Origin of the sequence: Bradyrhizobium agreste (assembly GCF_016031625.1) — a bacterium.
GTDB classification, from domain to species: Bacteria; Pseudomonadota; Alphaproteobacteria; order Rhizobiales; family Xanthobacteraceae; genus Bradyrhizobium; species Bradyrhizobium agreste.
Genome location: NZ_JACCHP010000017.1, coordinates 214,438 through 222,396, shown reverse-complemented (window position 1 = coordinate 222,396; position 7,959 = coordinate 214,438). Strand labels below are relative to the sequence as shown.

At 61.3% G+C, this 7,959-nt stretch carries 6 protein-coding genes and 1 pseudogene; all 7 read right to left on the bottom strand.

Annotated elements, in window-relative coordinates:
• Window positions 1-832 (bottom strand): annotated as a pseudogene (locus HZZ13_RS24725) (RHS repeat domain-containing protein); the annotation flags it as partial.
• A gap of 151 nt (window positions 833-983) precedes the next feature.
• Window positions 984-3,788: a SpvB/TcaC N-terminal domain-containing protein gene (locus HZZ13_RS24720; RefSeq protein ID WP_197962102.1), complete on the bottom strand. Its 2,805-nt coding sequence runs from the start codon at window positions 3,786-3,788 to the stop codon at window positions 984-986.
• A gap of 615 nt (window positions 3,789-4,403) precedes the next feature.
• On the bottom strand, window positions 4,404-5,189 hold the full coding sequence (locus tag HZZ13_RS24715) for a type II secretion system protein GspK (RefSeq protein ID WP_197962101.1): 786 nt from the start codon (window positions 5,187-5,189) through the stop codon (window positions 4,404-4,406).
• 16 nt (window positions 5,190-5,205) lie between these two features.
• Window positions 5,206-5,871 (bottom strand): type II secretion system protein GspJ, encoded by a 666-nt coding sequence (locus tag HZZ13_RS24710; protein WP_197962100.1) that lies wholly within the window; start codon window positions 5,869-5,871, stop codon window positions 5,206-5,208.
• Complete coding sequence (locus HZZ13_RS24705; protein WP_197962099.1) at window positions 5,868-6,299, bottom strand: type II secretion system protein; 432 nt, start codon at window positions 6,297-6,299, stop codon at window positions 5,868-5,870. The genes HZZ13_RS24710 and HZZ13_RS24705 overlap by 4 nt, the downstream gene beginning before the upstream one ends.
• Window positions 6,286-6,738 carry a GspH/FimT family pseudopilin gene (locus HZZ13_RS24700; RefSeq protein ID WP_283817189.1) on the bottom strand — a complete coding sequence of 151 codons (453 nt, stop codon included), beginning with the start codon at window positions 6,736-6,738 and terminating at the stop codon, window positions 6,286-6,288. Before HZZ13_RS24700 ends, HZZ13_RS24705 begins: the two co-directional genes overlap by 14 nt.
• Complete coding sequence (locus HZZ13_RS24695) at window positions 6,738-7,958, bottom strand: type II secretion system F family protein (protein WP_197962097.1); 1,221 nt, start codon at window positions 7,956-7,958, stop codon at window positions 6,738-6,740. The genes HZZ13_RS24700 and HZZ13_RS24695 overlap by 1 nt, the downstream gene beginning before the upstream one ends.
• Window position 7,959: the final 1 nt, after the last annotated feature.

The window sequence follows — 7,959 nt, the reverse complement described above, 5'->3', positions numbered from 1 at the left end:
GGCCGAGTGCATTGGTCTTAGTGACGGACAGGCCGTGATAGGCGACCTGGGACACGCTGCCGTCCGGCTTGGTCTTGGTCAGGGCGCGGCCCAGCGCGTCGTAGGTGAAGGTCGTGTATTGCGGCGTCCCGCCGTTGACGAAGTAAGGCCGGCTGGTCTGCGACACCCGCCCGAGCGCGTCGTACATGGTAGCCACACGGATCGCGGTGCCGTCAAAGCCCTGCGTCTCTCGCGCTATTTCGCGATCGAGCTGGTCGAAATACACGGTGACCGTCGGTCCGCTGATCGTGCCGTTGGGCGCATATGGTCGTTTTGCGACGAGATAGCTCGCCCCAGCGACGCACACTTCGGTGCCTCCGGCGACGCCGTTGCACAGCCTGTAGAACCACCATGTATAGGTGCCGTCCGGGCGGATCTCGCGAACCTTGCGACCGAAGCTGTCGTATTCCCAGGTCGTGGTCAGGCCGTTGGGGCCGGTCTGGCTGGTGGGCGAGCCGAACCGGGTGTCATATTGCCAGCTCTCGCTCTGGTTCAGTGCATTGGTATTGCCCGTGTTGAACTGCCCTTTGGCGTCGAAGCTGGAGGCCGAACTCCGGGTCGCGATATCAGCGCCGCTGACGGTCACCGTCAGTCTGTTGCCGAAGCTGTCATAGGTGTAGTCGGTTTGCAGCCGCAACGCCGGCGTGTCCGGTTCGACCACCTCCTGCACTAGCAGGCCCGAGGCCCCGTCGTAGGCAAACGACGAGGTTCGCGTCACGCTCGAGCCCCATGCCGCGCTCGACATCGCTGCTACGAGCCCCGCCGCAGCCGACAGCTTCTTGATCGTATCCATTGCCATTCCCAAGCCCCAGATTCCAAAATCGTGCCCGGCACAGATCGAGCGGTGCCGCAGCCAGCTCACGCCAGCCTCAACTCATGCAGATCGCTACGCAAACGAAGCACGCCCGGCCGGAGCAGCTCCGGCCGCGGCAAATCCTGATCAGCTATGGCGCGACACCGGTGACCGACGATCTCGTCAGCCGCCCCAAATACCAAGCGCTCGTATCGTTACTGTAGGTACTTACGGTCGTCTTGCTGAAGCCGTCAGAAGTCGATGTCACGACCTGCGTCGGGTTCAGATAGGCATCGTACTGGTTCGTCGTCGTCACCGACGGCAACGCCGATCCATCGAGATCGGACCCGCTTGAGACGCTCTGAGACAACGACACCTTGTATGGCGCCGAGTTGACGCTCGGCGAGCTCACGCTGGCCGCACCAGACGCATTGCTGAACTGATAGCTGTTCGACAACTGGGTCAGTTGCATTCCCTGAGCCGCAGCGCCTCCCGGCGGCGTGCCAGGCGTCACGCTCTTGGCCGTTGATGCGATCATGCCAGTATAAGGAAAGTCCTGCCGGTAAGTCGTCGTACTCGCGATGCCGGTCTGCAGGTCCTTCACGCCGGTCTGGGCAAAGCCGAGGAACGCCCGCCTGCGCAAGTCGATCCGCCCTCCAGAATAGGTATAAGACGCGCCGACGGTGCCGCCGATCCCGTTGCTGGTGTTAACCTGCGATACGACATATGCGGACGAAACAAGGTCAAGCATGGGGAACGCCGTGCCCGTTCCCTTGGTGACAACCGACGTGTTGGTGCCGGGCTGGTACGTGAACGTAGTCGCACTGCCGAGGCCATTGACAGCCGAAGTCATGACATCGGCAGCAGGGCCGCTCGTCCCATTTGTAGCGACGCATATGTCCGAGGCAGCGAAACCAACGATCCCCTGAAAGCCCGTGCCTTTAACATCGACCAGCATCCTTGGATAAGTGTTGTTGTCTGTCCAGCCGGTCGATACGCCCCACGCATCCGTGCTCCAAGTCTGACGTCCGCCAAAGCTCGTTCCGGTATTAAGGGAAACCATGACGGCCGACGCGGCAATTCCCACCAAGTCGGGAAGACCATCGCCATTTACATCAGTGAACCACCGCGGATACGTATTGTTGTCGGTCCACCCTGTCGAAGTACCCCAAGGATCGCTGCTCCAATACTCGCGGGGGCCAAAACTAGCGCCTGTATTCAAGGCGACCATGACGTTCGACGCTGCAATACCTACCAGATCCGGCAAACCGTCGCCGTTCACATCGACCAACGTTCTCGGATAGGTGTTGTTGTCGGTCCAGCCGGTCGATACGCCCCAGGCATCCGTGCTCCACGTTTGGCGTCCGCCAAAGCCCGTTCCGGTATTGAGGGAAACCATGACGGCTGACGCGGCAATTCCCACCAAGTCCGGAAGACCATCGCCATTTACATCAGTGAACCACCGCGGATACGTATTGTTGTCGGTCCACCCTGTCGAAGTACCCCAAGGATCGCTACTCCAGTACTGGCGGGGGCCAAAACTAGCGCCTGTATTCAAGGCGACCATGACGTTCGACGCTGCAATACCTACCAGATCCGGCAAACCGTCGCCGTTCACATCGACCAACGTTCTCGGATAGGTGTTGTTGTCGGTCCAGCCGGTCGATACGCCCCAGGCATCCGTGCTCCAAGTCTGACGCCCGCCAAAGCTCGTTCCGGTATTAAGGGAAACCACGACGGCCGACGCGGCAATTCCAACCAGATCCGGCAAGCCGTCGCCGTTCACATCAACCAACATTCGGGGATAGGTATTGTTATCTGTCCACCCCGTCGACGTACCCCAGGCATCCGTACTCCAGACTTGGCGGGCGCCAAAACTCGTTCCAGTGTTGAGAGAGACCACGACCGCTGAGGCTGCTATTCCTACCAGGTCCGGCAGACCGTCCCCGTTCACGTCCATGACCCAGCGAGGATACTTGTTGTTGTCAGTCCATCCCGTCGATACACCCCAGGGATCCGAATTCCATATCTGACGGCCGGCGAAGCCAGACGACGTGCTCGTCCAGTTGAAGCTTGTCGAGGGCAAGCAAGAGCCGCTGCCATCGCAGATCGAGACCTTGGTCAGTCGGCTGCGATTGGCAGGACCACTTTGCTCGTATGCGAGCCGATAGTCCGACACCAGGGTAGACCCCACGTAGGTCTTCACATTTGTCAGGCGAAAGGCGGTCGTGAACCGAAATCCTGCCTGGTACTGCGGAATGATGTCCGGACGCGTCGCATAAGCGAACTGCACCGAGTTCGACGCGCCGACTCCCGTTGCCACGTTCCCGGTGTAGTCGATCCTGCTCGGATAAAATTGTCCGTTGGTAAGATCGCTGGTGTAGGTGACTGCATAGAAATTCGACTTGCTGTCGCTAACTTTGTTGACGCCCCAGACCCGCACTGACGCCTGCCCCTGCGCCAGCAGGCGTGAATCGGCGGTGTTGCCAAACTCCATCGTCTGGCCGGACTTGGTGTGGACCTCGAACCAGGCCGGCCCGCTGCCTGCGCTGCCGTGTGAGATGATCTTGGCGAGCGATTCGATCTCGGTGCGATACTGCGTGCCGTCGCCACCGTAGGTACCACTGGTCGCCACAAGCCTCTGCCCATTCATGCAAAAGCGGTCATTCGCATCGAAATTGACACCGCCAGTCGCGCCGTCTTGGGCCAATGTCCTTCCACAACGTCCAATCGACGGCAGGCCTGCGAGAGCCCATCCCATTCCCAATGGGCCGTTTCCGCCCTGACTGCTATAGGCTAGCGACAATGCTGGCATCATGCCCGCCGCGCCCGGCGGCACACTGATCGGCATCGAATAGGTTGCGGCTCCCGTCGGACTTACATCGAAGCTGCCAGGAACAGACATCGTCCCGGCGAATCCAGAAACAGAACCTCCAGCAAACACAATTGCGGACATCAAGATCGCAATAGCCGGCCGCGCCAACGCTCTAGAGCCTCCGTCACTCGGAGAACCAAAAGCCAGTCTGATCATTTGCACTCTCTTCTGATGATCTAGAAATCGGACCCTCGCGCGAACGACGACGAGCAGATACGTCTGCTTGAACGCTCACGCGTAAGCTGGAGACAGATTCGGTAAGAAGGTGATGCTAGACGCGCCGTTATCAGACAAGCGCGACCGCAATCTTTCTCACGGTACGCTGTAGGCGAGCCGCCAAAAGATGAAACGCGAGCAAGCTCGCTCGAGTGCCACCAATATCCCCGAAGCAATCATCAATCGCCCCTGCACTCCCATTCCACAGCGCAAGGAAATAAACCTTCAGTTGTCTTGGTCGTCAACGCGAAGCAACACTTCTCCACAACTCAAAAGAGTCAATGCAGAGCTGCATGGAGATCCGGCAATGCAGCACCTGTTGTAGACATCGTCGGCCGATCAACGATCGCAAGAATGGCAGCAAGGACACTTGTTGGAAGCATTCTTCGCGTGACGCATCCATGACGCTCGTGTGAAGGACCGAGTATGATGAGACAAGCGGCGCGATTGTTCGCAGCGTTGCGCGCTGCCGGCCTGAGCTCAGCTCTTCGACACGATCTGAAAATCCAGCAGCCAGTACGGCTTGGCGCGATCATCGGTGAAGCGGATGGCTGCGCGATAAGCCCGCTTGTGACTGCCGTCGGTAGCCTCGATCGCAAGCGAAAAGGCGCGGCCCTTCAAGGACGGCGCAATTCCGAGCGTGTCTTGCGCGCGACGGGCCAGGGCTTGGGCGACCTGATCGCGCGTCGCGCCGGGCAATGCGAGCAGGGCTTCGAGCGGCGCGAGTTGAGGGTCGAACGTCGGGCGCTGCGAATAAACCGTAAGGGCCGGCTCGATCCTGGCGAACAGGTCCTGCGAGATACCGGGAACGAGAAGCAATTCGTTGACAGCATGAAACAGACGCCGTTGCGGCCAGCCATTTGCACTTACGCCGGGGACCGGCATCATCCGCCACTCGATGATTGACAGCGCGAGTGCGGTGGCCTTCTGCGGCTCGGATCCGACAGACCGAAGCAGCCCGAACAGCAGATCTTGATCCGCAAAATTGAGGTCAATGCGACCGAGCTCGTCCTGGATCCGGACCACCGCGCGCCATTTACGAAGCTCGAATTGGCGTGGCCGGCCATCGGCGCGCCAGCCCGTTCCCGGTGCAGGGTCGGACAGGCCGATGGCCGCCCGCACGATTGCCGCCTCCGCCATCGCGTCGGCTTCGGCAGCATAAAGGCCATTGTCAGCAAGTTTTCGTGACGTTCCGGTTGCATCCATGACGGTCGTGGCGATGACGGCAAGAAGCGCTATTCCCCACAACACCGAGACCAGCGGCATGGCTCAACTCTCCCTTCTAGCGACCGCGGCAGCGCTTGGTGAGATCATCGAGCACGCAACCGACGTCGACGTCGATGCGAAGCACGATCAGCAGTTCCGGCCACACCCGCTGATCACCCGGCGGAAACCGAACGTTGACCCGAATGGCTGCAGGCAGTGCCGCCCCTGCATCCCAACGATCCGCCCACCGCGCCTCGCCGGACGCGACCTTCGGAAGATAGGAGAACGCGACGCCGGCAACGTTTGCGAGCAGCACATCCTTGCGGCCATTCGTGGCTGCGCGGGGATCGTCGATATCGACCACCAAAGCCGGTGGGCTGGACGAGTTCATCGCAATTGTAAAATTGGACCGGCCGCCACGACCGCCGGACTGCATCGCGGGTGCAACAAAACGGATCGAGGTCGGCGTTCCCTCGAACTCCAGGCGGCCCGTTCCGTTAGCCTCGCCAATGAGCCGGGGATAGGCCAGCGTGAGACTGTTGCGCAGGAAATCTTGAACGGCGACGACCTTGTCGAAGGCCGTGGCCCGGAGCGCGGTTCGCTCCCGAATTGTCAGGCCGTAACGGATCGCACCGAGCAGCATGACTGCAAGCAGGCTAGTCAGGACAAGGCCGACCAGCATTTCCACCAGCGTGAACCCGGCCTCGGACGCGTTCTGCTCACTGAGGAAACCATCGGTCATCGCGGCCGCGCGCCTCCAGCGAGACGAAGCGTCGTGAGGCGGATCGATTTCTCGGCTTCCCCCTCCCCCCAGAAAACCTCCGCCGAGACCTCGATCGCCATGATCGCCGCGCGGCCGTTGCCGGGCCCGTCCCCGAAAGCCTTGCGACTCAGGCGCCATCGGAGGCCATGACCATCATCGCCCGACGTTTCGCCGGCGCTCGCGGGAATGTCGGTTCCGACCTTTGCGATCAGTCCTTGCGCAACCAGCCGCGCGCGGTTGACCGTCTCGGCGTAGCTTTGATTCCCGAGTGCATTGGCGAGGACGTGATAGATCACGCCGAGCGAGAGGGACAGGATTGCGAGCGACACGACGACTTCGAGCAGAGTAAAGCCTTCGGTCGCCAGGCATCGTCGCGCCAGCACGGCGGGCGATCTAATCGCAATCATCGCGCGGGAGCCCCGTCAGCCAGTGAACGCAAAGGCGCGCGATCCGGTCGTCAAGTCTGAGGGTCAGGTCGCCACCGGTCGACGAGCCATCCGGATAGAAGCGGATCTCGGCATGAGACCTATCGGTGGCTTCGAGACCTGCCACCTTCAGCGCGAGCTCGATCTTTGCCGGCAGCATCGTCGTGGGAAGTGCCGGTGACTGGAACGTCCGCGCGTTCAGATCGATCACCAGCGAGGCTTCAGTGCCTCTGATGATGGCTGCTGCGCGCGTCGTCTTGAGTGCGTTCAGGAGCGCGGTCTGCGCGGACTCCAGCTGAAGACGGTCAGCCGTCCTGCCGATGAGAGGTTGGGCCAGCGCAAGCCCCGACGCAATGATGGCCAGCACGACGAGCAGCTCCAGCATGGTGAAGCCGTCGTCCTGATGCAGCAACAACCGCATCAGCGCCCGACCACGTCGTTGATGCTGAGAATCGCCATCATAACGGTCAGCACCAACCCGCCGACGACGACAGCAACGCTCAAGGTGAGCGCCGGCGTCAGAAGCGCCATCGCGCGGTCGATACTCTTGAGCGCCCGGTCCTCGAACACGGCCGCGGACCGGAGCAGCATCTGATCGAGTTTGCCGGTCTCCTCGCCGATCGCCATCATCCGGATCGCGGCGGGGGGAAACACGCCCTCGTCCCGCAAAGCGACGGCCAGCGGCCTGCCTTCGCGAACGAAACCGACTGCTCTCTCGACCTTGGTTGCCAGCAGCCTGTTGCGGATCACCGCCTGCGCGGACATGGATGCCTCAAGCAGCGACACGCCGGCCCGCAACAGGGTACCAAGCGTTCGTTGAAAATTGGCGGTGTCCTGGCTGAGCGAGATCATGCCGATAATCGGCAGCTTCAATCGATACGCGTCGAAGGCGAGGCGCCGTGCAGGCGAACGTCGGATGCCGATCCAGCATGCGAGTGCTAGCCCGCCCAGCGCAAGCATGCCGACGGCAACGAATCCCCAATTATCGGCCAAGGTCACCAGCAGCAGAAGGGCTCCAGGCATGGGCTTGCCCCCTTCTTGAAAGATGGGTGCAATGCTCGGCACCAGGGCTCCGATGACGATGGCGATCGAGACCACTGCCAGCACGAGCAGGATTGCCGGATAGGTCAACGCCGACTTTATCTTGGCGTTCAGCTCCTGCCGTCGCTCAAGCAGGCGCGCCAGCTCCTCGAACGCCGGCCCCAACGTGCCGCTGGTCTCACCGGCGCGTACGATGTTGATGAAATCACCGGGATAGGTCGCGGGCCGCTCGGCCATTGCCCCGGATAGCGTCGCGCCGTTCAGAATGTCTTCCAGCAAGCTGTCGCAGGTCTGCCGAAGCTCGCGGGTAGTCGATTGCTCGGCAAGGATGCGCAGACAATCGTCCAGCGCTACACCCGACTTGTAAAGATCCGCAAACTCGCGCGCGAAAGCCGCCAGGTAGGCTGCATTTGGACCGCTCTTCGACAGCAGATCACGCTGCCACCATGGCTGCGTGTGCTGTGACACCTCGATCAGCTTGAATGCCGTCAGCCCACGCCGGCCAAGAAGGGCATCGGCCGCATCGGCGGACAGCGCCTGGATGCGCCCCTCCGCGAGCTCCCCACTGCTGCCGTAAGCTTTGTATAGAAACGACGGCATG